The organism is Kitasatospora sp. MAP5-34, assembly GCF_029894335.1.
In the GTDB taxonomy this organism is placed as follows: Bacteria; Actinomycetota; Actinomycetes; order Streptomycetales; family Streptomycetaceae; genus Kitasatospora.
This window is the reverse complement of the sequence record NZ_JARXZC010000037.1, coordinates 41,513-67,281: the sequence shown is the minus strand read 5'-3', so window position 1 is coordinate 67,281 and position 25,769 is coordinate 41,513. Positions and strand designations below refer to the sequence as shown.

Here is a 25,769-nt window from a genome sequence, read left to right as displayed (position 1 = left end):
GCACGGGCCGGACCCCGGCCTCCAGCTGAGGCCGATCGCACACCCGAGAGGAGAAACGGCGCCCGCGTGCACCGGACGCCGTAACACAGATCATGGCAACCTTCCCGACCCTGGGCGCCGGCCGCAGCACCGGCCACACCGCCTCCCGTGCCGAGACCCGCGAGCAGCTGGGCAAGGCCACCTACGACCTGCTGGTGATCGGTGGCGGCATCCTCGGCACCGCGACCGCCTGGACGGCGGCCCAGTCGGGTCTGAAGGTCGCCATGGTCGACGCCGGTGACTTCGCCGGCGCCACCTCCAGCGCCTCCTCCAAGCTGGTCCACGGCGGTCTGCGCTACCTGCAGACCGGCGCGGTGAAGCTGGTCGCGGAGAACCACAAGGAGCGCCGGGTGCTCTCCACCGACGTGGCTCCGCACCTGGTCAACCCGCTGACCTTCTTCGTCCCCGTCTACAAGGGCGGCCCGCACGGCGCGACCAAGCTCGGCGCGGGCGTCTTCCTGTACTCGGCGCTCTCCGCCTTCCGCGACGGCATGGGCCGGGTCTCCACCGCCGCGCATGCCGCGCAGCAGGTGCCCGCGCTGCGCACCGAGGGCCTGCGCTCGGTCGCGGTCTACGGCGACCACCAGATGAACGACTCACGCGTCGCCGTGATGACGGTGCGCGCGGCCGTGGACGCGGGCGCCGTGGTGCTCAACCATGCCGAGGTGACCGGCCTGCGCTTCACCGGCACCCGGGTGACCGGCGCCGAGCTGAAGGACCGGCTGGACGGTACCGAGTTCGGTGTCAACGCCCGCCTGGTGCTGAACGCCACCGGCCCGTGGGTCGACCACCTGCGCAAGATGGAGGACGCCGGCGCGGCTCCCTCGATCCGCCTCTCCAAGGGCGCGCACGTCGTCGTCAAGCGCCGGACGCCGTGGCGCGCCGCACTGACCATCCCGATCGACAAGTACCGCGTCTCCTTCGCCATCCCGTGGGAGGACCACGTCCTGCTCGGGACGACGGACGAGGAGTACACCGGTGACCCGCAGGACGTGCGCGCCACCGAGGCCGACATCGACCAGATCCTCGGCGAGGCCGGGCACGCGATCAAGGACGAGCACCTCGACCGCGACCTGATCACCTACTCCTTCGCGGGCCTGCGGGTGCTGCCTGGCGGCCCGGGCGACACCTCCGCCGCCAAGCGCGAGACCGTCGTCACCGAGGGCCGGGGCGGCATGCTCTCGGTCGCGGGCGGCAAGTGGACGACGTACCGTCACATCGGCCGTACCGTGCTGGAGAAGCTCGCGCACGTCTCGGGCACCGGGCTGGCCGAGGACATGTCGGCGATCCCGAACACCGTCCCGCTGCCGGGCGTCGGCGCGCCGAACGCCGTCGCGCACCGGCTGCTGATCGACCGTGAGCCCGGCTCGCGGATGGAGCCGCTGGTCGCCAAGCACCTGGCCAGCCACTACGGCACGCTCTCCTTCGAGATCGCGCACCTGATCGCCGAGAACCCCGAGCTCGGCGAGCCGATCCACCCGGACGGCCCGGACGTCTGGGCCCAGGTCGCCTTCGCGGCCGACAACGAGTGGGCGTACACCACGGACGACGTGCTGCGCCGCCGCACCACGATGACGGTCCGTGGGCTGGACACCCCGGAGATCCAGCAGCAGGTGGCTGCCTTCCTCGCGAAGCGTGGGCAGAAGTAGGGCGAGCCTCCTTGTGAAGCGCAGCCAGGGCTGACGCGCGGGAGGTGAAGGGCGGGTACCCGGTCGGGTACCCGCCCTTGTCGCTGCCCGGCGGGGAGCGGCCGTCAACAGAAGCTCAGGGGAAGCTCAAATTTTCTTGATCTTGGCGATGCGTCAACGATGCATGATCAAAGCTTCGGACGTGCATTCCATGAACGTCCGACTTCCGGACTCCGCCAGAGCCGCCGTCACCGCCACGCTCGGCTCCCTGCCGGACCTCACCGGCGCTCTCCCCGATACCGATGTGCGGCCGTACCTCGACCACGGGTCCAAACTCCTCCGCAACCCCGAGTTCACCGTCACGGCCCCGGAGTCGTACCGCGCCGCCGCCGACGGCCGGCCACTGGAGCGGCCTGCCGTCCCGATGGTGTGGACCCTGCCCGACGGGCACCCTGGGCTGCGCTACGGGCCGGAGCGGATCACCGCTCTCACGCCGGGGGCGCACGCTGCCCTCGCCGCATTCGAGACCCAGGTCGCCGGGATGGACGGAACCCCGGTGCTGGTGCAGGCCGGCGGCTTCCATATATTCGACAACCGCCGGGTGATGCACCGGCGGGTGCCCTTCGAGCCGGCCGCCCCTGACCGGGCGCGCTGGCTGCGGCGCTGCTACGCCCTCGGGCAGATCCCCGTGACCGGCTCGGCACAGTGACAGTCGGTCGGACAATCAGACGAAGGCGACGGCAATGCCCGACATACCCCTGACCACCCTGGTTCTGCTCTGCCTCGCGGCGGGAGGGGCCGGCTGGATCGACGCGGTGGTGGGCGGGGGCGGGTTGATCCAGCTGCCCGCGCTGCTGCTGGGCCTGCCGCACCTGCCGACGGCGTACGTGCTGGGCACCAACAAGGCGGTGTCGATCGTCGGTACGGGCGCGGCGGCCGTCACCTACACGCGCAAGACCCGGATCGACCTCAAAACCGCCTTCCGGATCGGCGGCGCGGCGGCGGTCGGCTCGCTCGTCGGGGCGTCGTTCGCGGCGGGGATCGACAGTGCGGTGCTGCGCCCGTTGATCATGGTGGTGCTGCTGACCGTGCTGGGATTCGTGCTGTTCCGTCCGGCCTTCGGCGCGGCGCCGGCCACCGGGCCGGTGTCCCGGCAGCGGGTGCTGGTGGCGATCCTGGTCGCCGGGTCGGGCATCGGCTTCTACGACGGGTTGATCGGCCCCGGCACCGGGACCTTCCTGGTGATCGCGCTGGCCGCGATCCTGCACCTGGACCTGGTGGCCGCCTCGGCGACCACGAAGATCGTGAACGTCTGCACCAACCTCGGCGCGCTGGTGATGTTCTCGTACCACGGCACGGTGTTCTGGCAGCTGGCCGCCCTGATGGCGGCGTTCAACCTGACCGGCGGGCTGCTCGGGGCGCGGATGGCGCTGAAGCGCGGCAGCGGGTTCGTCCGGGGCGTGCTGCTGGTCGTGGTGGTGGGGCTGGTCGTCAAACTCGCCAACGACCAGTGGTTCAGCTGACTGTTCGGGCCCCGGGCGCTGTGCCCGGGGCCCGAGGGATCTGAGTCGGATGCCCGGTTTTGCGGCAGATCTGCCGATTCGGGGGAATGAGTCGGCTCCGGGGAATGAATCGCGCCGGACGGGGCAGTCTGAGGCACGGGGGCGCACTCCGCGCCCGTCGCACGCTGTCCGCGTCGGGGGTAGCCGATGTCAGCCGTACGCCGCCGTCTGCCCGACGAGGTGCGCTCCGCAGCCGTCCGGGCGTTCCTGTACTTCTCCTGCACGGTGGTCGCCCTGATCATGGCGGGGCTCGCCTCGATCGCCCGGAGCCCGCTGCTGACACCCACCCTGCTGGCGACCGCACTCGGGGTGTTCAGCACGGCCTGGGGCCTGCTGGACATCGTGATCTCGCGCCAGATCGCGGCGCAGCGCCTGCGCGGACCGAACTCGGCCTCCCCGCTGGCCGGCAGCCGTGAGCCGAAGGGACGGGCTCCGGACCGGGCGAAGGGACGGCCGGCAGTCGGCCGGACCCGACTTCAGGGCTGATCCGGGTCCGTCAGCCGCCCCCTGCCGGGCGGTCAGTCGTCGCCCGCTTCTTCCTCAGCGGTGTGCGGCAGGTCGACGCCGTGCCGCGCCGCGATGCGCAGCAGCCCGGTGATCCGGCCCCGGTAGGCCTCGACACCGTCCTCGTCCTGGGCCGCGCGGGCCGCCGCGAGTTCGACGCGCGCCTGCGCCAGCTGGTCGCGCAACTCCTGGCCAAAGACGTCCGCCACGGCTGCTGCCTCCGGTCCCGTTCAGGGGCGTCGCCGCGCCCCCGGGTCCCCCCGAGGGCTTCAGCATCCACGAGTGCGCAGACTTCTTCAACCCGGCCCGTCAGTCTGCCGCCGGGGCCTCCAGTGGGCGCTTGAACATCCTGGTCGCGGTGATCTCGCCGTGGATCGCCGGGCCGTCCGGGTCCTGCGGGGCCGGGAGACCGGGACGCAGGTGCTCCTCCACCGAGATGTACTTCAGGCCCGCGCGCAGGTCGGCGTCGTTGCGCAGCCGGATGACCAGCGGGAACTCGGCGAGCGCCGTGGTGTCGAAGAGCCCGGTGGTGTAGATCAGCTGGACGCCGAGGGCGTCCGCCACCGCGCGCTGGAGTTCCAGCAGGTAGGTGGCGTTGGCCCGGCCGATCGGGTTGTCGAGGAAGAGCGTGCCGGCGTGCCGCAGCTGGGACTGGCCCCGGTCGTTGGCCCGCAGCGCGGCCATCGTGCAGTAGAGCGCGATGGCGGCGGTGAGCAGCTGGCCACCGGAGAAGACGTCCGACATCTGGCCGACGCTCACCCGCTCGGCCCGCAGCACCGCGTCCGGCTTGAGGATCTCGACCGAGACGCCCTTCGGGCCGATCGCCGCCGCGACACCCCGGAGCAGCAGCGACATGCCGTCCCGGCGAAGGTCGGAGTTCTTGCGGACGGCGGCGCTGGTGGCCTCGTCGATCACCTCGCCGAGGCGCTCGACCAGCACGGTGTGGTCCGGGTCCTCGAAGCGGATCCGGAGGAACTCCTGACCGGACCACTCCCCCAGGCCCTCGGGCAGCCGGGAGAGCCGCTGGGCGGCGCGCAGGGTGGCGAGCGAGCTCTCCACCAGGCCGCGCAGGCGGTCCACGATGGAGCCCCGGTTGCGCTCCAGCTGGGCCAGCTCGTCGGTGAGCACCCGGAGCCGGGGTGCGAAGGCGGCGGCCCAGGCGGCGGCATGGTCGGGCAGCGAGGCGGCGGGCAGCTCGCGGATCTGCTGGCGGGCCGGGGTGCGGACGGCCTCGTAGCGGGCCGCGTTGGCGTGCCGGATCAGCGCGTCGGAGGCGTCCCGGACGGCGAGTTCGGCGGCCGTCAGGTCGGCGGAGGCGCCGCGCAGCGTACGACGGGTGTCGGCCGCCGCGCTGCGGGCCTCCGTCAGGCTGCCGAGGTACGGCTCGGCGGGCTGCTCGGGCTCCTCGGCGGTGTGGTCGCGCAGGCCGTCGCGGAGCTGGGCCGCCGCCTCGTCGAAGTCGGCGGCGGCGCTCTGCGCGGCGTCCAGGGTGCGCTGGAGGTCGGCGAGTTCGGTGCGGGCGGTCTCCAGGCGCTCGCGGCGCTCGGCGAGCCGGGTGGTGGCGGTGCGCAGCAGCAGCTGGGCGTGCTCGGGGTCGGTCGGGACGAGGTCCTCGGGCAGCTCGGTGTGCGCCTCGCCGCTGGCGGGGGCCGAGCGTTCGGCCTCGCCGCGCAGGCGGCCGAGCTGCTCGCTGGCGGTCGCGGAGCGGGCCTCGATGGTGGCGACCAGCTCCTCGGCCCGCGTCACGGCGGCCTGGCGGGCCGGGCCGTCGGCGCCGTCCGGGCTGGCGAGCAGCTCCTCGGCGCGGGTGCGGACCTTGTTGGTCAGGCGGTCGATCTCGGTGGCGGCGGCCGCCTCGTCGCCCTCGGCGCGGGCCTGCTCGGCGCGCAGGTCGGCACCGACGCCGACCTTGTCGTAGAGCTGGGAGGCCGCCCGGTACGCCTCGCGCAGCGCGGGCAGCGAGGCCGGGACCTGGTCAGCGTGCTCGGTGAGGTCGGTCGCCGAGAGCTCGGCCCGCTCGGCGCGCAGGGTGCGGGCGGTGCGGCGGGCGTCGTCGGCGGCGCGCTGGGCGGCGCGGCGGTCCTCGTCGCAGGTACGGGCGCGTTCGGCGCAGGTGGCCTGGCGGCGGTCGCACTCGGCGGCGTCCTCGGCGAGTTCGCGCTGACGGCGGGTCCAGTTGGCCCGCTCGCGCAGGCGGAAGGCGAGGCCGGCCAGCGCGTCGGCGCGGCGGCGGGTGCGCTGGGCGGCCTCGCGGCGCTCCTCGTGCGCGTACGCGGCGGCGGCGTGGTCGGTCTCGGCCTCGGTGTGCTCGGCGCGCAGGGTGGCCAGTTCGGCGGCGGCCGTCTCGGCCTGCGCAGCGGCCGTCTGGGCGGCCTCGGTGAGTTCTGCGAGGGTGCCGGGCGGGCACTGCTGGTGCCAGGAGGCCAGCCGGGAGGCGAGTGCGCGGTCGCCGCCGAGACGGGCGGCCAGCTCGCGGATGTGCTCCTCGCGGGCGGTGGCGCGGGTGCGCAGTTCGCGGCGCTCGTCGTCGGCGGCGCGCTCGTCGTGCATGGCCGGGTTCGGCGGGACGAGGAAGAACGGCGGCTCGTCGGCGATCGGCGCGATCAGCGCGGCGGCCGTACCGACGGCGACGGTGGAGCGGGGCAGCAGGGCCGCCGCCTGGAGGGTCTCGCGGGCCCGGTCGAGGGAGGCCGGGTCGGTGACGACGACGCCGTCGACCAGTTCGGGGCGGGCGGCCAGGATCGCGTCGTGGTCGGCCGGGTCGACGGACTGGGCGAGGTAGCGCCAGCCGGGCAGCGCGGGGATGCCGTGCTCGCCGAGGTACTCGACGGTGGCGAGCACGTCCGGGCCGGGCGGCAGCAGGCCGCCGTCGCCGAGGGCGGCCAGGATGCGGGTGTCGTCGGCGGCGGCCGTGCGGAGGTCGAAGAGGGTGCGCTCGGCGGTGGCGACGGCCTGGTCGAGCTGGGCGCGGAGGTCTTCGGCGGCGGCATCGAGGACGGCAGGGGTGAGGCAGCCGTCCTCGTCGTCCTCATAGGGCTTGAGGGAGAGCAGGTCGGCGAGGCGGGGTTCGACGGCGAGCTGGGCGGCGGTGCGCTGCTCGGTGGCGAGGGCGCGGTGGGCGTCCTTGTAGGCGTCGCTGGCACGGGCGGCGGCGAGTTCGGCCTTCCCTTCGAGGGCGGCCGTCTCGCGCAGCCGGGCGGCGGACTGCTCGGCGGCGGCGCGGGCCTGCTCCAGTGCGGCGGTGGCGGCCTTCTCGGCGTCGGCGGCCTGGAGGGCGGCGCGGGCCGGGTCCGGCTCGTCGGCGCTGCCGTCGATCCAGCCCGCCTCGACGGCGGCCTCGGTCTCCTGCTCGACCTCGGCGAGGCGCTGGCGTAGGTGGTCGGCCTCGCTGCGGGCCTTCTGGGCGGCGGTCGCGGCGGCCGTCGCCTCGGACTGGGCCGCCGAGCCGTCCTGCTGGAGCTCGCCGGCCCGCAGCTCCTCCTGGTCGGCCTGGGTCTCGGCCGCGAGGGCGGCCGTCTCCAGGGCCCGGGCGAGTGCCCCGGCGGCCTGGGCGCGGGCCGCGAGGGCGGGCGCGGCGTCGAGTTCGGCCTCGCGGATCGCGACGGCGACCCGGGCCACCCGGTCGGCGGCGGACCGCTGGCGCAGCACGGTCTCGGCGGCCTGCCAGGCAGAGTGCAAGGTGCGGGCCTCGGTGAGCTCGCGGCGCAGCGCGGCGGCCTCGGCGGTGGCGGCGGCCAGGCCGAGGGTCGCGTGCCGGTGCGTCAGCTCGGCGGTGATCAGCGAGTGCCGGGTGCGGTCCGTCTCGGCGGCGGTGACGGCGCTCGCGGCAGCGGCGACCTCGATGGCGAGGTCGTGCGAGCGGTCGCGCTCGGCGCCCGCGCGGGCGGCGAGGGTGTGGGCGAGGCGGCGGGTGCGGCGCTCGGCGGTGCGGTGGGTCTCGCGGACGGACTCGCGAGCCGCGGTCGCGTCGACGATGCGCTGGAGCAGGTCGAGCGAGCCGCCGGTGAAGTCGCGTTCGGCGGTCAGCTCGGCCCGGCGGCCGAGCTTGGCGGCGAAGCCGTGGACGAGGTCGGCCAGGCCGTCGGTGTCGCGGGTGTCGGTGACCGCGCGGAGCAACAGGTCGGTGAAGTCGGAGTCGTGCTTGACCGCGAAGAGACCGGCCGCCTCGCCCTCGTCCGCGTTCATCTCGCGCTGGTAGCGGAAGAGTTCGGGGTCGAGGCCGAGGTCACCGAGGTGCTCGTTCCAGCGGTCGTGGATGTCCTCGAAGGTGAGGTCGAGGTACGGGTACGTCTTGCCGGCCTCGGTCAGGGCGTCGCGGAAGCCCTTCATGGTGCGGCGGCGCCCTCGGGCCCGCTCGCTGGTGAGGCTGAGCCGCTCGGCCACCGGGAGCGAGTCCAGGGTCAGGCCGGGGCCGGGGCGGAAGGAGTACCAGGTCTCGGCGAACTTGCGCGGGTCGGAGGAGACCTGACGGCCGCGCCACTCGCTGACCTTGCCGACCACGATCAGCTCGCCGGTGACGGTGTGCTGCCACTCCAGTGCGACATGGCCGCAGTCGTCAGCGAGCAGGAACTTGCGCAGCACGCCGGAGCTGGCGCCACCGAGGGTGTTGCGGTGGCCCGGGAGCATCACCGAGAAGATCAACTTGAGCAGGACGGACTTGCCGCCGCCGTTCTCCAGGAAGAGCACACCCGCCGGGGCCGGACGGCGGGGCGGGCCGTCCGGCTCCTCACCGAACAGGCCCGGCTGCTGGGGGGCGGGGTTCGCCACCGGCTCACCGACACCGCGCAGGTCGAGCATCGTGTCGGCGTAGCGGGCGCCGGCCGGTCCGATGGAGTACAGACGGACCCGGTTGAGCTCGTACATGAAAGATCTTTCCTGGACAGGATCAGAACGGCGGTGTTGTGGGCGGTGGTGTTCAGAGCGAGTGGAACGGCAGGCCCGCGTCGGCGACGAGGTCCTCGCTGTGGTCGGCGGGCAGCAGGGTGGCGGTGCCGTCGGTGACGGCGACCACGCCGAGGTCGAGCAGCTCGGCCATCGCGGCGCTGCCCGCCAGGTCGCGGACCTGGAGCTGGTAGCGGGCCGTGGTGCGGAAGGTGCCGCCGGCGTCGTCCGAGGTCTTCTGCAGGAAACCGGAGTCGACCAGGAAGAGCACCGCCTTGGAGACGATGCCGATGGTCGAGCCGGAGAGCCGGCGGGCGTCCTTGGTGGCTCCGGTGGCAGTGCGGCGGGCCCAGACCCGCCAGGCCGCCTCCAGCCCCGGCGCGTCGCTGGTCGGGTCGGTGTTGGCGCCCTCGGCCTCGGCCTGCTCCTCCAGGCGGCGGCACGCCTGGCGGACGAAGGCGTCCACGCCGTTGGTGGTGATCCGGCCGAGGTAGCCGTCGTCGGCGAGGTCCTCCGGACGGGGGAAGGCCATCGCGGCGACCGCGAGGTGGGCCAGGCCGTGCAGGAACCGGTCGGTGGACTCACCGGCGGCACGGCGGGAGTAGTCGCCCATCCGGACGGCGAAGACCGAGTCCTCGGCGGCGGCCACGGCCATGCCGGCCCGGGGCGAGACCTCCAGCACGACCAGGCCCATGCCGGTCGCGACGGCGTCGGCGAGGCGGGCGAAGCCCGGGTCCTCGCGGTGCCGGCGGACCAGCTCGGCGTACTCCGCGTCGCGGGCGGGGAGCAGCTTGGCCTGCAGGCCGAACGAGACCAGCCGGGCGGCGTCGGCCACGTCGGCGGGGGTGAGGGCCGCGGCGGCTGCCTGCGGCTCGCTCTCGGGGGCGGCCCAGGACGTCTCGGGGTGGGTCGTCACGGGCGGGGCTCCTTGCGGGTGGGTGAGCTGTTCAGGGGCGCTTCGCGCTGCCGCGTCATCAGGAGGCGTCCTTGCGGTCGGCGGCCATGCCTGCGGCGTCGAGGAGGGCGCTGCCGACGATGAGGTCGGCGCCGCCGAACTCCGGGTCGTCGAGGGTGGTGCCGTCGTCGACGGCGAAGAGGAGGCGTTCCTCGCCCTGGCGGTAGGCGGTGCCGACCGGGGGGCTGGCGGCGTGCACGGCGAGGAGGGCGACCAGGTACGGGAGGTCCGGGTCCTGGCGGCGGGCGTCGGCGAGCAGGCCGGAGAGCCGGCGGGGGGCGTCGGCGGGGAGGTCGAGCAGTTCGAGGGCGGCCTCCAGCTGGGCTTCGGAGAACCGGCTGTCGTCCGGGGTGGCGACCAGGTCGGGATCGGGCAGCTCAGCGCCGAGGTGCTCGCGCTCGACCGGCGGGGTGAGCAGCAGGTCGACCAGGTCGGTGACGCGGACCGAGGTGGGGGTGCGCAGGCCGATGGCCCGGGCGAAGAACGCGTCGGTGGGGCGGGTGGCCTGGGCTATCGGCAGCTTCAGCAGCGGGGCGAGCAGGTGCCCGTACAGGTCGATGCCGCTGCGGGCGCCGGGGGCGGCGAACGCCTGGCGGTCCTGTTCGGCGCGGAACAGCGGGCCGGCCTCCAGCAGCCGGGTCTGCAGCTGGGTGTGGCGGCGGATGCAGTCCTTGACGATGTCGACCAGCTCGGCCGCGCGGCGCTTCTGCTCCTGCTCCTCGGTCTCGTCCCGGGCCTTGCGGATGTTGGTGAGGATCGCGTTCTCGTGCCGGTAGCGGTCGGCGATGTGGTCGAGCGCCTCGTCGATCAGGTCGGGGACGGCCTGCATCCAGTCGACGGCCCGGACGTTGCGCCTGGTCGCGTCCAGCGCGCGGCGCAGCGTCTCGGCGTACTGGACCGTCCGGTAGCGGGCCTGTTCGGCGGCGAGCTGGGCGTCGGCGAGGCGGCCACGTCGGATGAGTACTTCGAGCTTGACCTCGGCGGCGATCTGGGCGGACGTCACGTCGGTGTCGAGCGCGCCGACCAGGACGTTGACGGCCTCGTCGGTACTGCGCAGGTAGACGCCGCCGTCCGGGCCGGGGACCTCTTCGAGCAGTTTGAAGTCGTAGTCGCGCCGGACGTAGCTGCCGTCGGCGCCGAACGTGCCGTAGACGGCGCGGAAGCCCCGGTCGACGCTGCCGACGTTGATCAGCGACTCCAGCACCCAGCGGGCGACCCGCTCGTGCTCGGTGGTCGGACGGGACGGGTTCTGGGCGGCGACCCGGGGCAGCAGGCGGCTGAGGACTATGTCGCGGTCGGCGCCGGTGTCGAAGTCCATGTTGAGCGTGACGAGGTCGATCACCGCGAGGCCGACCTCGGCCATCGCGTAGGAGCTGTACTCGCCGGCCAGGTTGACCTTGCGGCTCTCCAGGTCGTGCAGCGGCGCGGTGCAGGCCAGCGCCTTGAGCCGGCGGGCGAGCCCCTCGTCGGCCGCCGGGCCGGGCGCGGGCCGGGCGGCTGCGGCGGTGGGCCGGAGCTCGTGCGCGGTGGGCTGGTCTGCGATGACGGTCACGGTGGACAAGATTAGAGGTTCGCACCCACAAGGTCCGAAACGAGCCCGGTTGTACCGGTTCCGCCGGCCCCGAAGACAGTGGTCGAGCGCGCTCGAGTCGAGGTCTGCGGTCGGCTCCAGCGGGGATCGATCGCCGGTGGCGGCATCATTCCGCCGACGCTGATCTGCGGGCCGCTGCGCGGGATACCCCTGTACTGGCGATTTGTCGATATGTCATTCGGTGTCGTCGGCGTGGTCCCGCTGCTGATCGTGCTACGCGCCGTCCGGCGGCCGGAGTGGGCCCCGGCGGTCCGGCAGCGGGCCGCCGCCGCACGCTGACCAGCCGCCCTCGGAGTCGGCCGCGCCGCAGGCCGAGCGGCCGCCGAGAAACGTTCCGCCAGGTGGGGGAGCGCATACCGCCGGGTGTGCGCTCCGCGCTCGGGTCAGTTGCACGGGCGCCCCTGGGCAGGCCCTACCATCACCCCAGGAAGCTGGCGCGGGAGGCGGGCGTGGCGTGGCCGATGCGGTGATCGATCTGAATGCGGACCTCGGCGAGGGGTTCGGACGCTGGACCCTGACCGATGACGAGGCCCTGCTCTCCGTGGTGACGAGCGCCAACGTGGCCTGCGGCTTCCACGCCGGCGACCCCTCGACGATGCGCCGGGTCTGCGCACTGGCCGCCGAGCGCGGCGTACGGATCGGCGCCCAGGTCTCCTACCGGGATCTCGCCGGTTTCGGCCGCCGGGCGATGGACGTGCCGTCCGAGGAACTCGCCGACGAGATCGCCTACCAGATCGGTGCCCTCCAGGTCTTCGCCCGCGCCGCCGGCTCCCGGGTCTCGTACGTGAAACCGCACGGCGCCCTCTACAACCGGGTGGTCGGCGACTCCGAACAGGCCGAGGCCGTCGTCGCGGGTGTGCTCCGGGCGGGTGCGGTGTGCGACGGGCCGCTGCCGGTGCTGGGCCTGCCGGGTTCGCGGCTGCTGGCGGTCGCGGAGGGGGTCGGGCTGCCGGTGGTCACCGAGGCGTTCGCCGACCGCGCGTACACCTGGGCGGGCACGCTGGTGCCGCGCCGCGACCCCGAGGCGGTGATCCACGACCCGGAGGCGGTGATCGCCCGGGCCGTCGGGATGGCGCGCGACGGGCTGGTGACGGCGGTGGGCGGCGAACGGGTCGCGGTCGAGGCCCGCTCGCTCTGCGTGCACGGCGACACCCCGGGCGCGGCGCAGCTGGCCTGGCGGGTGCGCGGGGCGCTGGCCTCGGCGGGCGTGCGGGTGGAGGCGTTCGTCTGATGCCGGACGGAATACTGCCGGACGAGCTGTTGCCGGACGGACTACAGCCCGACGGACTGCTGCTCCGCCCGGTCGGCGAGGACGCCCTGCTGGTGGAGGCGGACTCCACCGAGCGGGTCGGCGCGCTCTACGCCGAGCTGCTGGCCCAGCGGGCGGAGCTGCCCGAGATGGCGGAGATCGTCCCGGCCGCGCGAACCGTACTGCTGGACGGGGTCGCCGACCGGACCGCGCTGGCCCGGCTGCTCGCGGGGTGGACCGTCCCCGCCCGGCCGTCGGCCACCGGCCCGCTGGTCGAGGTGCCCACGGTCTACGACGGCCCCGATCTCGCCGAGGTGGCCCGGCTCTGGGGAGTGTCGGCGGCGGAGGCGGTCCGGATCCACACCGAGCCCGAGTACCGGGTGGCGTTCTGCGGCTTCGCCCCCGGCTTCGGCTACCTGACCGGCCTGCCCGCCCGGTACGACGTACCCCGGCGGGCCACCCCGCGCAGCTCCGTCCCGCCGGGATCGGTGGCACTGGCCGGACCGTACACCGGCGTCTACCCGCGTTCCTCCCCCGGCGGCTGGCAGCTCATCGGGCGGACGGCACTGCGGCTCTGGGACACCGGACGTGATCCGGCAGCCCTGCTCGCGCCGGGCGTACGGGTGCGGTTCGTGGCGGTTCGGGGCATGTCGGCATGAACGACCTGCTGGTGGTGCGGCCGGGGCCGCTGACGACCGTGCAGGATCTCGGGCGGCACGGTGTCGCCCACCTCGGCGTCCCGCGAGCGGGGGCGCTGGACCGGCCGGCCCTGCTGGCGGCGAACCGGCTGGTCGGCAACGAGCCCGGGGCGGCGGCGCTGGAGACCACGCTCGGCGGGGTCGCGCTGCGGGCGGCGGAACCCGTGGTGATCGCGGTGACGGGTGCGGCAGCTCCCGTACGGGTGGCCGGGCGGCCGGCCGCGTGGGGGGCGGCGGTGGCCGTGCCGGCGGGCGGGCTGGTGGAGGTCGGGGCCGCCACGCACGGGGTCCGCAGCTACCTGGCGGTGGCGGGCGGGATCGCCGTGCCCGAGCAGTTCGGCAGCCGCTCGGCCGACCTGCTGTCGGGCCTGGGCCCGGCACCGCTGGCAACGGGTGACGTACTGCCCGTCGGCCCGGCAGCACGGTCGCACCCGGCGGTGGACGTGGTGCCGCTGCCCGCGCCGCCCACCGAGCTGGTGCTGCGGCTGCGGCCGGGCCCCCGGGCCGACTGGTTCACCGCCGAGGCGTTGGCCGCGCTGCCCCGGCAGCGCTACCTGGTGGCGTCCGCCAGCAACCGGATCGCCCTGCGGACCGAGGGACCGCCGCTCCCCCGGGCCCGTACCGGCGAGCTGCCCAGCGAGGGCATGGTGCTGGGCGCCGTCCAGGTCCCGCCCGACGGCCGCCCGGTGGTCTTCCTGGCCGACCACCCGACCACCGGCGGCTACCCCGTGGTCGGGGTCGTCCCGGCCGCCGATCTGGCGGCTGCGGCGCAGGCCCGGCCGGGGACGCCGGTGCGCTTCGTGCTGCTGCGGGGGTGAGCCCCGGCAGCTGGGCCCCCTGATCAGGCCGAGAGTTTGGCGCGGACCTCCTCGGCGTCCGGGCGGCCCAGGTCGGTGAGGATCGCCAGGGCCGCCCGCCAGTGCTCCTGGGCCTCGGCGAGGTCACCGGCGGCGCGGTGGGCGTCGCCGAGCTTGACCAGGGCGTCGGCCTCGGCCGGCCGGTGGCCGTTCTCCCGGTGCACGTCGACGGACTGCCGGTAGGCGCTGACGGCCTGCGCGGTCTGGCCGAGGGTCTGGTGGAGGTGGCCGAGACTGTTCAGCACCTGGGCCTCGCTGTTGCGGTCGCCGGTCCCCTGGATGAGGGCGAGGGCTTCCTGGCAGTCGACCAGCGCCTGTTCGTGGTCGCCCAGCCTGGAGCGGTACCAGCCGACGGCGTTCAGGAGCCGGGCCTGTCCGGAGGGGTGGCCGGCGGCGCGGTGCAGCTCCAGGGCCTGCTGGGCGTGGTCGAGCGCTTCGGGGTAGTTGACCCCCAGCTCGTACCAGAAGGCGAGGCTGTGCAGGACGTCCGCCTGGCCGCTGAGGCTGCCCAGTCGACGTTCCAGGTCGAGTGCCTCGCGCAGGTGGGCGCCGCCGGTCTCGCGCTCGTCCGGCTCTCGGCAGAGCTGTCCCAGCACGCGGTGGGCCAGCGCCTGCCCCCGCAGTTCGCCCAGCCGCCGGGCTGCCGCCAGACCGGCGCGCTGGCTCGTCCGGACGTCGTGCCAGCGGCCGCTCCGGACGAGGTAGGTCGTCAGCGCCCAGGGGAGCTGCCAGGCCTGGGTGTCGAACCCGCTGTCGGCCGCCGCCGCACCGGCCGCGAGCAGCACCAGGTGTTCGGCGTCGTACCAGGCCATCGCCGCGCCGGCCGTGGCGAAGTCCTCCGGGACGGCGCCCGGGCAGGCGGCGCGCAGGGTGATCGGGTCGCGGGCCGGATAGATCAGCCGCTCGGCCGCGTAGGCGGTGTGCAGGTAGTGGTCGAGCATCCGCTCGGCGGCGGCGCGGCGGCCGGGCTCGTCCTCCACCGTGCGGGCCAGGTCGGCGGCGTAGGCGCGCAGCAGGTCGTGGGAGGCGTAGCGGCCCGGAGCGTGTTCGGTGAGCAGGTGGGAGTCGGCCAGTTCGTCCAGCGCCGCCCGGGCCTGAGTGGGCGTCAGATCGGCGAGGCAGGCTGCGGCGGGGAGCGAGACGTCCGGGCCGGGGTGCACGCTGAGCAGCCGGAACAGGCGGGCCGCCGGGCCGCTGAGCTGTTCGTACGACCAGGAGAACACCGCTCGCACGTCGGTGACGGTGTCGCCCGCGTTCAGCGTCGCGAGGCGGTCACGGGTGTCGGCGAGGCGCGCCAGCAGGGTGGCGAACGGGAATCCCGGGTTCATCGCGAGGCGCGCGGCCACCACGCTCAGCGCCAGCGGCAGCCGGGCGCACAGCTCGATCAGCTCGTCGACCGAGGCCGCCTCCCGCGCCACCGTCTCCGGGCCCAGTCGGCGGGCCAGCAGTTCCCGGGCTTCGGCGACGGTGAGCAGGTCCAGCGGCAGCAGCTGCGCGCCCTCGATGGCCACCAGGCTCGCCAACCGGTTGCGGCTGGTCACCAGGACGGGACAGGTCGCGGTGCCGGGCAGCAGCGGGCGGACCTGTTCGGCGTCCCGGGCGTTGTCCAGCACCACCAGCAGCCGCCGGCCCGCGACCAGACTGCGGTAGAGGGCGACCTGCGCCTCGAACGCCGCCGGGATCCGCCCGGGCGGCATACCCAGGCCGTCCAGGAACCCGCGCACCGCGTGCTCGGCCGTCACGGGCTGCCCGGCCGGATCGAAGCCGCGCAGGTTGACATACAGCCGGCCGTCCGGGAAGCGCTCGGCGCACTGGTGGGCCCAGTGCACGGCGAGCGCGGTCTTGCCGACGCCCGCGGTGCCGGTGATGGTGGCGATCCGGGCGGCGCCAGGGGCGTCACCGGTGTCGTCCAGCAGATCGAACAGCGTCGCGAGCGCGTCGCTTCGAGCAGCGAAGTACCTTGTGGTCGGCGGCAGTTGCTGGGGAACCGGCTGCTGAACCGGCTGCGACGGGCGGCTCGGCGGGTCGGCCTTCACCGGCGGCCGAGCGGTGGACAGGCCGCCGGCGGGCAGGTCCACGCCGTCCGCGTCCGTCTCCACAGCTGCGTCCGCGTCGAGGATCCGCTGGTGCAACTCCCGGACGGCCGGGGACGGTTCGACCCCGAGCTCGTCGACGAGCTCCTGCCGCAGGTCCCGGTAGACCTTCAGGGCGTCGGCCTGTCGCCCGGCGCCGTAGAACGCACGCATCAACTGCCCGTGCAGCGCCTCGGCCCAGGGGTGCTCGCGGACCACCGGCCGGAGTTCGCTGATGACCTGGCCGTACTGCCCCAGGCGCAGCCGTGCCTCGGCCAGTCCTTCGATCGCCTGCAGCCGGGTCTCGTGGATGTGGTCGAGGTCCTCGGTGTCGAGGTTGACGACGGGGACGTCGGCCAGGGGCTCACCGCGCCAGAGCCCGAGGGCCGCCGACAGCGCGTCCGCCGTGTCGAGCCAGCGGCCCTCGGCCAGTGCAGCCCGGCCCCGGCGGCACCGGTCGTCGAACTCGTGGAGATCGAGCTGTCCGGGGCGCAGCGAGATGAGGTAACCGTCGGGGGTCCGCTGGATCGCGGCGCCGTCGGGCCCGAGGACGCGGCGCAGCCTCATCACGTGGTTGTGCAGGGAGGCGGTGGCGGTGGGCGGTGGGGTGTCGCCCCACAGTGCGCCGACGAGCCGGTGGACCGGGACCGTCCGGTCGGCGTTCACCAGGAGCAGGGCCAGCAGCGTGCGACCCATCCGCGAGCTGACCGGGACCGGTGCGCTGTCCCTGGTCACCGTCACAGGTCCGAGCACCGCGAATCTCATCGAATCCCTTCACGCCTTGCCGCCGCACCCGCCACCGAGCCTGGCGCTGACCAGCCGGAAGCCCGCCGCGAGTCCTGTTAGTGGCATGTTAGAGGGCTGTTGCAGGATGTTCGTGACGGGTCCGGCCCGACGGTGCGGACGCGCCGGCGACCGCACAGGGGTCCCGGGGGCGTCACGGGGGCGCCCCGGGGACACGGGGGAACAGCCGTCGGGCCCGGACTCGTCGAATCACCTTGTACCCGGGACGACAAGCTGACCTGACCCACGGCCGGGGGGCCGTGGGAGGGCGTACGGAGTGGAGGGGCTACTGGGTACGGTCGCGGGAGGTGAGCCGGCCGCGTACGGCGGCGTGCACCTCGGCCTCCTCGGCCGGGTCGGCCGCCAGGCGGCGCAGGCGCTCCAGCACCCGGACGTCACCGGTGGTGGTGACGTGGCGGGCGGCGAGTTCGCGGGTGGTCTCCTCGCAGTCCCAGAGGCACTCGACGGCGAGGCCCCGGGGGAAGTAGACGTCCGTCCGGGCCAGCGCCTGGGCGGCCCGGCCGCGCAGTTCGGAGGAGACGGCCTCGCCGTACACGTGGCGCAGGGCGGGGACGGCTCCGGCGGCGGCCAGCCGCCCCACGCCGTCGATCAGGGTGCCCAGGCCCGCGCCGACGGCTCCGCGTACGGAGATCCAGCGGCGCAGCGCGGCGACCACCAGCGGGCCGTCCTCGGGCTCGCCGCAGTCGGCGAGCAGTTGGACGGCGGCCTCGCCGAGGGCGCTGTCCGTGCCGCCGGTGGACGGGTCGGCCCAGCGGCGGGCGTGGGCCAGTGCCTCGGGCCCGCGCATCCGGCCGAGCACCTCGAGGGCGGCGCCCACGATGCGGTGGTCGACATCGGCGGCGGCGATCTCGATCAGGGCGGCGGCGGCCGGGTCCTGTTGGTCGACCAGGTAGCGCAGGGCGGCCGTCCGGGCGCCGGGCGCGCCGCCGGCGGCGGCGGCGAGCACGGTGGAGCGGTCCTGCGGGCGGACGACGGCGGCGAGGCAGCGGGCGGCGGCGGCGGCGCGGCGCGCGACCGCGCCACGGTCGGTGCCGTCGTCGTCCGACGGATCGGCCTGGTCGGCCCAGGCGAGCACGTCCGTGGTGCTCCAGCCCGGGGTGATGCCGGAACGGTTCAGCTGGCGCTGCCAGAGGTCGAAGGGTGACTGCTCGCTCGCGACGGCGATCCGGGGATGGTGGGCGGCCCACAGCCGCCACGGCCTCGGCTCGTACGCGGCGGCGATGACGGCCCGCAGCGCGGCGTCGCCCGCCTGGTCGGCGGGGAAGCGGCCCAGCACGGCGGGGGCCAGCCGGAGCAGGGACCGGTCGTCGTCGCGCAGGGCGAGCTCGTCCAGGGCCCAGGCCCAGTTGGTGCCGACCGCGACGTAGCCGCGCAGCAGGTCGAGCGCGTCGCGGCGGCCGTAGGCGGCGAGGTGGCCGAGCACCGCGAGGGCCAGGCCGGTGCGGTGCTCGGTCTCGTCGAAGACGTCCTCGGGAGCGTGCAGGTGCTGCTCGAGACCGGTGAGCGGCGCCTCCAGCTCCATGTAGAGGCGGGCGTAGTAGAGCGAGCGGTTCTCGAGCTGCCAGTCGGCCCGTGGGTCGCAGGTGACGCACTCCTCCAGGGCGGCGATGGCCTCGCCCCGGTCGGCTGCCAGCGCATGCAGCTGTCCGTCACCACGGCCTCGCTGGAGGAGGCCGAGGAGGCTGGCACTGGGCGCTATCACTGGCTCGAACATGAGGTCAGCATCCGTTGCGGCGGTCTAGGTGGCAACGGGATTTCCGTCGCCGGGGGTCTGGTCGGTCCTACGAGGGCGCCCGGGCGCCGGAATTACCGAAGGTTACCGCCTGGGCGCCCCTTACGCACACAAGCTCGGATCTGCACATGTCAGAGAAATTCTCAACAGGATTTAGTGGAAACCACCGACGGCACCGGCCCTGCCGTGCTAGGAGGCGTCGACCGGAACTACGCCTTCCGGCGAGGCCGGGGCATCGCCGCGTCGATCTCGTCCCGCAGCTCGGCAACGGCCGCCAGGTGCTGGTAGCGGCCCGACAGCCGGTACATCTCGCGCAGTCTGTCCCAGGTCCGCAGGGAGGAGGTCTGGCCGATCGCCGCCATCGCCAGCTTGGCCTGCACCTGGGCCTCGTCGGGCTCGCCGGAGATCCAGTAGACCGAGGCGAGGGTGATCCGGTCGAGCAACGCCGAGCGCTCCAGGCCGGTCTTGGCCCGCAGGTCGATCGCCTGGCGGGCGTGCAGCTCGGCGAGCCGGGCGGCGCCCGGGTCGTGCTCGGCGAGGGTCCGGTACACCAGGGCCTGCATGCCGTGCAGTTCGGCCTCGTTGAAGAGCTGCATCCAGCTCGGCGCGGCCTCACCGGTGTCCTGGACGAAGAGGTCCTCCGCCTGGCCGAGGACGCGTCTGGTGGCGTCCGAACGCCCGAGCGACGCCTGCGCCCAGGCCTCCACCGTCTGCAGCATCGCGCGCGTGCGGGGCAGCGCCCGGTCACCGCTGCTGGCCTGGGCGAGCTGGACGAGTTCGAGCGCGTCGTCGGCGCGCCCGAGGTGCAGCATCTGCCGGGCGGCCCGGGAGATCGCCTCACCGGCCCGGGGCCGGTCGCCGGCCTCCTTCGCCGCCTGCGCGGCGATCACGAAGTACCGCTGCGCGGTGGGCTCCAGACCGACGTCGTGGGACATCCAGCCGGCCAGCACCGAGAGGTTGGCGGCGACCGTCCAGAGCCGCTGCTTCACCAACGGGTGCAGATCGTGCGTCAGCAGGCCGCCCACCTCGTTGAGCTGGCCCACCACGGCCTTGCGCTGCAGCCCGCCGCCCCGGGAGGCGTCCCAGGCCCGGAAGACCTCCACCGACCGTTCGAGCGCGGCCACCTCCTCGAAGCCGACCGGGCCGGGCTCGTACACGTCGACGACCGGGCGGGAACCGCCCTGGGTGATCACTTGCCGGGGGCCGGGGCGGGTGGCGGCGTACGCCACGTCGGGCCCGCTGAGCCAGTCGTACAGGTTGTCGGCGATGACGGCGCCGGCCGTGAGCGCGGCGCCCGCGCCGACCAATCCACGTCGGTTGAGCATGAGGTCCATTCCCGTGAACTCGGTGAGGACCGCAGCCGTCCGATCCGGCTCCCAGGGCTCCGCCGACCGCGTGCTGTCGGACCTGGAGGGCCGGTGTCGTTCCAGACCGAGGTCCTCAGTGCTGACGACACGGCCGAGCCGCTCGGTGAACACGGCGGCCAGCACTCGTGGCACCGGATCGCGGGGGATCTCCCCCTGCTCGATCCAGCGCCGCACCCGCGAGGTGTCGGTGGACAGCTGCTGCTGACCCATCGCCGCACCGCGCCGGTTGACCAGCCTGGCCAGCTCGCCCTTGGACCATCCGGTCAGGGCGAACAGGTCGGCGAGTCTGGTGTTCGGCCCCCTGCTCACGTGAAGCCCCCAGGTTCCTCGGCTGGTTCGACAGTAGTGCTCTGTCATGTGCCACGCGACCATTCGCCAGGCTTCGCCAGGGTCCGCCACATGGTGTGCCAGTAGCGATCGGGTGTCATGTAGAGCTGCGCCACCCCGACTTCGGGTCGGGAGGGCCGGAAACCGCCTCAGGGTACGTCACCTGATGGGCAGTCAACGGTCGTCCCGTGGCCTCATCCGAGGGGGTGGCGCGGCTGGGTGGCGCGAAGGCGCCGGGCACGGCCCCGGCGGTCGTGGACCCCGTACTCCCCAGGGTGCGGACGGTCCGCGAAGGCCGGTACTCCGTGCCCGGCGCCTTCGCTCCACCTCGTCCCCACCCGCCTCCGCCCCGCTCTGCGCCCCGCATGAGCGGGGGTCAGCTGCACGCTACGGCGCCACCGCTCGCTCCGGCGTCGCAGTCACCCGCGTCAGCTCTCACTGGCAGAGGCCACCGTCGGCCAGGAAGGGATCCTCACCACCCCATGTACTCCTCAGCGACCACCGGCACCTCCACCCAGACCCGTACTGCGCTGCGTCCCCCCACCGCAGTCGGCGGCCGGGCCGGGCAGGGCCCCGCCCCCCGTGGCACCGAGTTCCGCGACCTCCGCGACCCCCGAGCGCTGGCGGTCCGCCCGCCGGCCGCCCGCCCGGCCGACCAGCTCGCCGCCCGCCCCGGCACCGAACGCCTGCTGCGCGGCCGCCCCGAGACCGTCATCGACCGGGTGGACCCGGCGACCCTGCAGACCCCCGCCGTCCGGGCCGCCCTCGCCAACATCGCGCGGATAGCCCCCGCCTTCCTCCCCCGGCAGGTGCTGCGCGAGGGCAGCCGGCACATCCTGATCGCCGGCACCATCGGCCGGGCGCCGGTGGTCGCCAAGTGCCTGGCCCCGCAGGCCGCACGCGGTGAGCAGTACCAGCAGCTGATCGAACGCTTCCACCACGAGGTGGCCGTCTACCGGGCCTTCGTCCGGCACCGTCCGCCGATCCGGATGCCCCGGCTGGTCGCGGCCGACCACGACCGCTGCGTGCTGATCCTGGAGCGCGTCCCCGGCCGCCCGGCGGCCCGCGAGCGCCACCCCGTCAACGCCCCCACCCCGGGCGAGGTGCGCGCCGTGCTGGGCGCCGTCCGGACCCTCAACCTCTGGCGCCCGCCGACGGACATGTTCGGCAAGCCGCTCGACTACCAGCTGGAGATCGCGCGCTTCCACTCCGTCGGCCAGCTGACCGACCGCGACGCGGGCGACCTGCGCGGCCTGCTGCACGGACTCGCCCACACCCCGCTGCAGCTCTGCCACGGCGACGCGCTGCTCGGCAACATGCTGCTCGCGCCGTCCGGGCCGGTCCTGGTCGACTGGGAGGAGGCCGGCTGGTACCTGCCCGGGTACGACCTCGCGGTGCTCTGGAGCGTGCTCTCCGGCGACACCGCCGCCCGCCGCCAGATCAGCCAACTCGCCCAGTCCGGCGGCACGGTGGCCCGGGACGCGTTCCTGGTCAACCTGGTGCTGGTGCTGATGCGGGAGATCCGGCTGCACGACGTCCCGGGCGCGGGCGAGGAGCAGCGCATCATGATCCGCCGCCTGTACGACGACGCCGCGCTCGCCCGCCGGGCGGTCCGGGCTGCGGTGGGCACTCGCTGAATCATCGGCACTCGATCAGCCACGAACGGGGGCGCGGGGCTCTGTCTGGCTAGCCTTCGAGGGCCGCGCGGGCGGCCGCTTCGAGCACCGCTTCCTCCGGGGGGAAGTGTGCCCGGCCGCTCAGGACGTCCCGCAGGTACCGCTCGAGCGGGTGGCGGCGGCTCAGGCCCAGGTTGCCGGTGAGCGTGACGGCCTGCTGGACGGCCGCCGTGGCGGCCCGGTTGGCGAGCAGTTGCGCCACCCCGGCGCGGTCCACCGCCGCCGGGTCGCCCCGGTCGATCCGGGCGGCCAGCCCGGCCACCAGCTCCTCGGCGCCGATCAGGGTGCTCGCCAGCTCGCCCAGGGCGCTCCGGTAGCGGGGCAGGGTCGCCGGCGGCTCGCTCGGGTTGGCGGGGGTGCGCTGCTTCAGGAAGCGGACCAACCAGTCCTGCGCGGAGCGGGCCACGCCCAGATGGACGGCGGCGAGCGCCAGGTCGTGCCAGGCGAGGTCGAGCGGGTCCGTACCCGGTCGGTGCCCGCCCGGTCCGGCCAGCCCGACGACCGCGTCGGCGCCGACCTCGACGTCCGCCAGCAGCACGTCATGGCCGGCACTGGCCCGTAGCCCGAGCTGGTCACAGACCGGGTCGACCTCGACCCCCGGGCTGTCGCCGCGCACCAGGAAGAGCCCGGTCCTCGGGACGGCTTCGTCGGTGCGGGCCCAGACCGCCATCCAGGCCAGGGCCTCGGCCCCGGTGCAGCAGGTCTTGCGCCCGGTCAGCAGCCAGTTCGAGCCGTTCCGGCGGGCCACCGTGGCGGGCAGCTCGCCCGTCCCACCGGGCTCCGCACGCAACGTGTCGACCAGCGCCGGGCCGCGCTTGGACTCCGTGAGCAGCCGCCGGTACGCGGCGGCGGGCCAGCTGCCCGTCCGGGCCTGCTCGGCGTGCCTGAGCAGGGTGAAGGCCGCCAGGACCGCCACCGAGGCGTCCCCGCGCCCGAGCCCCGAGAGCACCTTGACGGTGTCGCTCAGCGTCCCGCCCGGGCCGCCGTAGCGCTGACCCACCGTCAGGGTGAGCAGGCCGGCCTCGTGCAGGGCCTCGACGCCCTGGTACGGGAAGGTCGCGTCCCGGTCGTGCTCCTCGGCGCGGGCGGCCAGCAGATCGACCACCCTGGGCAGCCGGGCGAGCGCCGCCGAGACCGCCGCGGCGGCGGGTGAGGCGGTGGCTGACGGACCGTCGGCCGGCGAAAAGGCGGTGGGGGTCATGGTGCTTGCGCCTCCGGGCGGCAGCATGGAGCTCGGCGGACTGCGGGCAGCGCACCGGGGCAGGCGCGCGGTGACCGGATGCGGCGGCCCCCACGGCCGACAGCCGGGCCGGCAGCCCGGCCGGATCAGCCGCCCACGCGCCGCCGAGGGAGCCTGCGGCTCCCTCTCAACACCACGGACACTTCGCGCCGGCGGTACGCCGCAGGTCGAGATAGCTGCGGCGGGTCAGCAGCGGGCAGCGGCGAGGTGACATGCTCGTGACTGTACGAAGCAATGATCGAAACCGTCAAGCACCGCCGGAGGTCGCGCCCAGCCCTGCCGAGATCGGCCTGCTGGGATCGGCATGCTCGAATCAGCCCTGCTGGAACATGTCCGAGGGCAGCGGCTTGAGCAGCTGGTAGAGGTCGTCGGCGATCGGGCGGTCCCAGGAGGCGATGGTGACCTGGACGCCGTCGCTGCGCCCGAACTGGGCGCAGAACACCCGCTCCTCGCTGACCTTGATCTTCTTCACGATCAGCAGGTCGTCGCCAAGCATCACCGGGAAGTCCTCGGCGGAGACGAACTCGACCGGTTCCTCGTTCTCCAGCGCCGCGAGAAGCTGGCTGATTTCGAACGGGACTCCGTCAGCCGTCTCCCGGGCCGGCGAGCCCTCGGGGAGGTTCCCGATGAACATCGCGGGGCCGCGACCGCCGAACAGGTCGTAGCGCAGGAAGATCCCCTGGCAGGAGCCGTCCGGGCCGCTCATCACCATGGCGCCGAAGTGGCCAGGCCAGTCGCCCGGGTCCATCGCGAGCACGTCGAAGTCCGGTCCTGCGGGAGAGCCGGAGCGACGGCGGAGAAATGACATGACACCATCGTACGTGCCCGTCACGCCCTGCTCACGGGGCGGGTCGGCCGTCCGGCCGAGATCCACGCTCAGAGACCAATGTTGACTCTGAGCAACCGTCCGGGCTACGTTCGGTTCTGCACGACAGCCGCTGTGGGCTCGATCCACCGGGGGGCGGCATGTCGCAGCGCGCCCACGTGCGCGTTCCATCAATGTGCCCGTCGTCGTGCGATCCACCTGAACCGCCTGTGCACCTCCAGCCGTCCACAGACCGTCAGACCCGATACCTCAGACCTGACACCGTCAGACCCGACCAACACCAATAAGCCAGGTTCGCGGGGCCCCGGCCCGTCGCACTCGCGGACCTTGCCCGGGACACCGCCGCGTGGGGGCGTGCGGATTCCGGGCACCCGGCACCCGTGTCCGAGTCGCTCTCGGACACCGGAGCCAACGCCTCCCGGCGACTGACGCGCCCTGGTGCGTCCGGGGTACCACGGGAGGGGTCCGGCACTCGTGCCGGGCATCACAGCAGGCGCCGTGCTCGGTCGCGTGGGGGCGATGGGCACGGCGTCTGTCTGCTTCATACTGTGGGCCGCCTCTTGTCGAACAGTCAACAACCAATCGGGGATTGGCACATGGCGAGGGCGCCCCCGCCAACCCGTCGGCCGGAGCGCCCTCGCCGTGTCACCCGTGCGGATCCCGCCGGGCCGTGAACCCGCCGGCCGCGGATCCCGTCAGGTGAGGTCGAACTCGCCGTCGCGGGCGCCGAGGACGAAGGCACGCCACTCCGCCGGGGTGAAGACCAGGACCGGCCCCTCGGGCTGCCGACCGTCCCGCATCGCGATGTAGCCCTCGACGAAGGCGATCTGCACGTCCCCGACGCCCTGGCTGCTGGAGAGCCAGTCGGCTTCGGTCAGGTCCAGCTGGGGCTTGCGCGCCGCCCCCAGAGTGCCGATGCCACTGCCGTCCACGCTCGTACCAATGTCCGCCGTCACTGTGCAGCTCCTCCCATGGTCATCGAAAGCCCCAGCGTATACACCCTTACACGACGCGGAAGAGGTTCGGACCAGGACTCCTCCGTGTGGGCCGAGATGTCCGGATCCGTCCGCTTCGGGGCGCCGACTGTGCTAGCGGGAGCGCCTGCTGCGAGAGTGTTGGTCTCAGAACCTGGCTTTTCAGACAACCTCTCTTATGCCCGCTCTCTTACGCCCGTCCGATATGCCCCTCAGACCTCGCCCAGCACCTCCGACAGGCCACCAGGAGCAGCCGATGGACCGCCGGGACGCCCACCGCGCCGATGTGATCCCCATTTCGACCGCCCCCTCCGCCCCGCCGGACGGGCCGCGCGAGCCGCAGCCCGCGTCCCGGCCCGGGCGTCCGCCGGCGCACGGGCGGGTCGGGCTGGTCCTGGTGTCGCACAGCCAGGAGGTGGCCACGGCGACCGGCGCGCTGGCGGTGGCGCTGGCCGGCAGCGACGACCCGGCTCCGGTCGCCGCGACCGGAGGCAACCTGGCGGACGGCCCGGGCACCAGCGCGGTGCTGGTCGCCGCAGCCGCCCGCCAGGTGGACCAGGGGCACGGCGTGGCCGTCCTCGCCGACCTCGGCAGCGCCGTTAGCACCGTACGGGCGTTGCTGGCCGCAGCCGACGAGCACGGCCTGCCCTTCCCGGTACGGCTGGCCGACGCCCCGTTCGTGGAGGGGGCGGTGGCAGCCGTCGCCACCGCCACGGCGGGCGGCGACCTCACGGCGGTCCTGGACGCGGCCGAGGAGATGTACCGGCAGCGCAAGCTCTGAAAGCCG

General features: G+C 74.2%; 19 protein-coding genes. 9 read left to right on the top strand and 10 right to left on the bottom strand.

The genetic code is table 11. The features are described 5' to 3' along the window. The first annotated feature begins 92 nt into the window (after positions 1-92). The 4 genes from P3T29_RS25650 to P3T29_RS25635 all read left to right on the top strand — a co-directional run bounded on the left by P3T29_RS25650 (position 93) and on the right by P3T29_RS25635 (position 3,715). Complete coding sequence (locus tag P3T29_RS25650) at positions 93-1,688, top strand: glycerol-3-phosphate dehydrogenase/oxidase (RefSeq protein WP_280718983.1); 1,596 nt, start codon at positions 93-95, stop codon at positions 1,686-1,688. Positions 1,689-1,878: 190 nt separating this feature from the next. Further along, positions 1,879-2,376: a TauD/TfdA family dioxygenase gene (locus P3T29_RS25645; RefSeq protein ID WP_280718982.1), complete on the top strand. Its 498-nt coding sequence runs from the start codon at positions 1,879-1,881 to the stop codon at positions 2,374-2,376. 34 nt (positions 2,377-2,410) lie between these two features. Continuing rightward, positions 2,411-3,190 carry a TSUP family transporter gene (locus P3T29_RS25640; protein ID WP_280718981.1) on the top strand — a complete coding sequence of 260 codons (780 nt, stop codon included), beginning with the start codon at positions 2,411-2,413 and terminating at the stop codon, positions 3,188-3,190. Between the two features lie 186 nt (positions 3,191-3,376). Next, positions 3,377-3,715, top strand: coding sequence for a hypothetical protein (locus P3T29_RS25635; protein WP_280718980.1), 339 nt, complete (start codon positions 3,377-3,379; stop codon positions 3,713-3,715). A gap of 32 nt (positions 3,716-3,747) precedes the next feature. On the opposite strand, the gene P3T29_RS25630 is transcribed toward P3T29_RS25635, so the two are convergent. The 4 genes from P3T29_RS25630 to P3T29_RS25615 all read right to left on the bottom strand — a co-directional run bounded on the left by P3T29_RS25630 (position 3,748) and on the right by P3T29_RS25615 (position 11,112). Beyond that, positions 3,748-3,942 carry a hypothetical protein gene (locus P3T29_RS25630; RefSeq protein WP_280718979.1) on the bottom strand — a complete coding sequence of 65 codons (195 nt, stop codon included), beginning with the start codon at positions 3,940-3,942 and terminating at the stop codon, positions 3,748-3,750. 100 nt (positions 3,943-4,042) lie between these two features. Beyond that, positions 4,043-8,596, bottom strand: coding sequence for a hypothetical protein (locus P3T29_RS25625; RefSeq protein ID WP_280718978.1), 4,554 nt, complete (start codon positions 8,594-8,596; stop codon positions 4,043-4,045). 52 nt (positions 8,597-8,648) lie between these two features. Beyond that, positions 8,649-9,530, bottom strand: coding sequence for a hypothetical protein (locus P3T29_RS25620; protein WP_280718977.1), 882 nt, complete (start codon positions 9,528-9,530; stop codon positions 8,649-8,651). A gap of 58 nt (positions 9,531-9,588) precedes the next feature. Next, complete coding sequence (locus P3T29_RS25615; protein WP_280719001.1) at positions 9,589-11,112, bottom strand: hypothetical protein; 1,524 nt, start codon at positions 11,110-11,112, stop codon at positions 9,589-9,591. 502 nt (positions 11,113-11,614) lie between these two features. On the opposite strand from P3T29_RS25615, the gene P3T29_RS25610 reads away from it, so the two are divergent. The 3 genes from P3T29_RS25610 to P3T29_RS25600 are packed head-to-tail and all read left to right on the top strand — an operon-like array spanning position 11,615 to position 13,925. Next, positions 11,615-12,391: a 5-oxoprolinase subunit PxpA gene (locus tag P3T29_RS25610; RefSeq protein WP_280718976.1), complete on the top strand. Its 777-nt coding sequence runs from the start codon at positions 11,615-11,617 to the stop codon at positions 12,389-12,391. 56 nt (positions 12,392-12,447) lie between these two features. After that, complete coding sequence (gene pxpB / locus P3T29_RS25605) at positions 12,448-13,068, top strand: 5-oxoprolinase subunit PxpB (protein WP_280719000.1); 621 nt, start codon at positions 12,448-12,450, stop codon at positions 13,066-13,068. Beyond that, the gene (locus P3T29_RS25600) at positions 13,065-13,925 is read left to right on the top strand and encodes a biotin-dependent carboxyltransferase family protein (RefSeq protein WP_280718975.1); all 861 of its coding nucleotides are present in this window, start codon (positions 13,065-13,067) and stop codon (positions 13,923-13,925) included. The genes pxpB and P3T29_RS25600 overlap by 4 nt, the downstream gene beginning before the upstream one ends. A gap of 23 nt (positions 13,926-13,948) precedes the next feature. On the opposite strand, the gene P3T29_RS25595 is transcribed toward P3T29_RS25600, so the two are convergent. The 3 genes from P3T29_RS25595 to P3T29_RS25585 form a co-directional block, all read right to left on the bottom strand. After that, positions 13,949-16,801, bottom strand: a complete 2,853-nt coding sequence (locus tag P3T29_RS25595; RefSeq protein ID WP_280718974.1) for a BTAD domain-containing putative transcriptional regulator — start codon at positions 16,799-16,801, stop codon at positions 13,949-13,951. A 304-nt stretch (positions 16,802-17,105) separates the two neighbouring features. Beyond that, on the bottom strand, positions 17,106-18,554 hold the full coding sequence (locus P3T29_RS25590) for a HEAT repeat domain-containing protein (protein WP_280718973.1): 1,449 nt from the start codon (positions 18,552-18,554) through the stop codon (positions 17,106-17,108). A gap of 227 nt (positions 18,555-18,781) precedes the next feature. Continuing rightward, positions 18,782-20,248, bottom strand: a complete 1,467-nt coding sequence (locus P3T29_RS25585) for a hypothetical protein (RefSeq protein ID WP_280718972.1) — start codon at positions 20,246-20,248, stop codon at positions 18,782-18,784. Positions 20,249-20,748: 500 nt separating this feature from the next. Between P3T29_RS25585 and P3T29_RS25580 the strand changes: the two genes are divergently transcribed. After that, positions 20,749-21,903 (top strand): aminoglycoside phosphotransferase family protein, encoded by a 1,155-nt coding sequence (locus P3T29_RS25580; protein WP_280718971.1) that lies wholly within the window; start codon positions 20,749-20,751, stop codon positions 21,901-21,903. A gap of 49 nt (positions 21,904-21,952) precedes the next feature. On the opposite strand, the gene P3T29_RS25575 is transcribed toward P3T29_RS25580, so the two are convergent. From P3T29_RS25575 to P3T29_RS25565, 3 genes are all read right to left on the bottom strand, one after another. Next, positions 21,953-23,143 carry an acyl-CoA dehydrogenase family protein gene (locus P3T29_RS25575; protein ID WP_280718970.1) on the bottom strand — a complete coding sequence of 397 codons (1,191 nt, stop codon included), beginning with the start codon at positions 23,141-23,143 and terminating at the stop codon, positions 21,953-21,955. A 352-nt stretch (positions 23,144-23,495) separates the two neighbouring features. Then, complete coding sequence (locus tag P3T29_RS25570; RefSeq protein ID WP_280718969.1) at positions 23,496-23,990, bottom strand: hypothetical protein; 495 nt, start codon at positions 23,988-23,990, stop codon at positions 23,496-23,498. A 713-nt stretch (positions 23,991-24,703) separates the two neighbouring features. Next, complete coding sequence (locus tag P3T29_RS25565; RefSeq protein WP_280718999.1) at positions 24,704-24,940, bottom strand: DUF397 domain-containing protein; 237 nt, start codon at positions 24,938-24,940, stop codon at positions 24,704-24,706. A 298-nt stretch (positions 24,941-25,238) separates the two neighbouring features. Here P3T29_RS25565 and P3T29_RS25560 point away from each other — a divergent pair, with 298 nt between their 5' ends. Next, positions 25,239-25,763, top strand: coding sequence for a PTS fructose transporter subunit IIA (locus P3T29_RS25560; protein WP_348532865.1), 525 nt, complete (start codon positions 25,239-25,241; stop codon positions 25,761-25,763). The last annotated feature ends 6 nt before the right edge of the window (positions 25,764-25,769 follow it).